This window comes from Tychonema sp. LEGE 06208, assembly GCF_015207505.1.
GTDB lineage: Bacteria > Cyanobacteriota > Cyanobacteriia > Cyanobacteriales > Microcoleaceae > Microcoleus.
This window is the reverse complement of sequence record NZ_JADEWT010000216.1, coordinates 1-2,121: the sequence shown is the minus strand read 5'-3', so window position 1 is coordinate 2,121 and position 2,121 is coordinate 1. Positions and strand designations below refer to the sequence as shown.

Annotated in this window: 3 protein-coding genes and 1 pseudogene; 3 read left to right on the top strand and 1 reads right to left on the bottom strand. The window is 39.0% G+C overall.

The window, feature by feature from the left end; genetic code table 11:
- The first annotated feature begins 54 nt into the window (after window positions 1–54).
- From IQ263_RS27975 to IQ263_RS29575, 3 genes are read left to right on the top strand one after another with little or no spacing between them, the layout of a single operon-like run.
- The gene (locus tag IQ263_RS27975) at window positions 55–561 is read left to right on the top strand and encodes a helix-turn-helix domain-containing protein (RefSeq protein WP_194071283.1); all 507 of its coding nucleotides are present in this window, start codon (window positions 55–57) and stop codon (window positions 559–561) included.
- Complete coding sequence (locus tag IQ263_RS29580; RefSeq protein WP_194071282.1) at window positions 558–902, top strand: transposase; 345 nt, start codon at window positions 558–560, stop codon at window positions 900–902. The genes IQ263_RS27975 and IQ263_RS29580 overlap by 4 nt, the downstream gene beginning before the upstream one ends.
- The gene (locus IQ263_RS29575; protein ID WP_194071281.1) at window positions 887–1,120 is read left to right on the top strand and encodes a transposase; all 234 of its coding nucleotides are present in this window, start codon (window positions 887–889) and stop codon (window positions 1,118–1,120) included. The genes IQ263_RS29580 and IQ263_RS29575 overlap by 16 nt, the downstream gene beginning before the upstream one ends.
- 5 nt (window positions 1,121–1,125) lie before the next feature.
- On the opposite strand, the pseudogene IQ263_RS27960 reads toward IQ263_RS29575, so the two are convergent.
- A pseudogene (locus IQ263_RS27960) lies at window positions 1,126–1,714 on the bottom strand (ISKra4 family transposase); the annotation flags it as partial.
- Window positions 1,715–2,121 lie beyond the last annotated feature (407 nt).

The window sequence follows — 2,121 nt, the reverse complement described above, 5'->3', positions numbered from 1 at the left end:
TTTAAGTTCGTGTGTTTTTTGAGCTTAACCTAAAAATTGCCTTTTTTTTGATTTTTGATTCAGATTCCAATAACTTTTGTAGCTCGGCGAGCCTCGCGTCCCTCTTCCAAAACTGTCCGAAGTATTGGTACAGCGAGTCAGAAAGAACGAATACAAGTATTATGGTGGTTAAAAACAGGGCAAGTACAGCAGCATCAAGAATTAGCCAATCGTTTGGGTAGAGACAAATCTACGATAACCCGCTGGCGACAAAAGTATCGACGTGGTGGATTATCGGAATTATTGTTGGTGAAAAAAGCCCCCGGACAAGTACAACACTTGACTATTGAGGCCTTAGCAGGACTTAAAGAACGCTTAGCAACAGGAGTCCCTTTCAAAAGCTACGGAGAAATTGTGGAATGGCTAAAAACCGAGTATAATTTAGAACTGACTTATGCAACAGTCTATGCCTGGGCGCATTACCGTCACATCGCAAAACTGAAAGTGCCACGTCCGCAAAGTGCTTTACAGGACGTAGAAGCAGTGGAGCTTTTTAAAAAAACATCATTCCAGCAGTATTGACGTTGCAAAAATATTTTGGTAAGGGCAAAAGGCTACGATATTTGTGTCAAGATGAAACCCGTTTGGGATTGAAAACATTGACAGGAAAATTAATTACAGCCAGGGGGGTAAAACCAGTTGCTCCCATACTATGGAAACGTGAAAATTTTTGGTTGTATGGGGTAGTCGAACCATTGAGTGGCTGGCATTTTTGCCAAGAATACGCTCATCTTAACGGAGAAAACTTTCAGCAATTTATTGACGCTCTTTCTCTACAATTGGGTGAAGATATTGCCCTGATTCACATGGATAGAGCGGGTGCTCATATCACTAATGAACTATCTCAGTGCCCGAAAATTTAATTCCTGTCTGTCAACCTTCACATAGTCCAGAACTTAATCCAATTGAAAGGGTCTGGGAATATATCAAACAGCAACTTGTTGGAGAAGTTTTTACAACACTGGAGCAATTGCGAGAGCGATTGAAACAAGTTCTTGAAAAAATCACACCTGAGCAAATTAGTTCGTTGTCATCTTACAAGTTTATTCTTGAAGCCCTATTCTATGCAGCTTCATATTAAATTGGTATTAAATCTTGATTATTTTGAAAAAAAGCTCCAGAATAAACATTATCTAAACACACGGCTTTATAGTCTTTCCAGTAACATCTTTCGCCCTTAGTTTCGTTGCGTAGTCTGACTTTACCGCCATCTAATGTAATTTCTTTGACTCCTTGTTTAGATGTAGGTAATTCAAATTCTTGTCTCTTGACTAATATGAGTAATGTACTGTGAGAAATTTTGATCCCCGTAAGTTTTTCCAAATCTTTTTCTGCCGTTTGATAAGATTCGTTGGCACTGATTAAAAGACAGCAATTTTCCATCAGTGGACTAAATTGACTGTAAGCTTTTAAGCCAAAATATTTTGCCTGATTATCTGTAATGTCGAGGGAGCCGATTATTGATTTTATTTTTCGGGGTTTTCCTGTTTTAATTCCTGATACTGCTGAAAAAAAAGCTACCTAGTTCTGGAGCAACTTCTGATAACATTTGCTGACGAACTGATTTTTCTATACTTTCAAAACTTTTTAATTCGGTTGGAGCTGTATTTCTGTAAAGAATTTCTGCTGCCGCTTTTAAGTGGGCTTTTAGCTGTTGTTGGTCTGAGGGTGTCATTTTCTTTACCTCATTTTTATTTAACGATTTTACTAGCTTTTTCATTTTAACCCTTTTTTGCTGTACTTTAGACTAAATAAAGATGAGAACGGTGGCTTTCAGAAGAACTAGAGCCACCGCGCCGGGAGAGAATAAGGGTGAAAAAGAAAACCTATCCACTCCCTAAATGAACAGTGAACGATTAAAGGAATTCCGTCAAGCAGCATACGAGTTATTAGTGAAAGCCAAGGATGCCACATTCGAGCTGATGGATGCAGTGATGACCACTCCGAATGCGTCAAGCGGAATTTTCACTCAATCCATTATTCAAGCGTCAATGGCCAAGCATCTATGAAGCGTTACAAGACTGTAGACCAGACCGAAAAAAACTGATGCTGCTGTATCTGGAGCAATTACAGAAAGAAGCA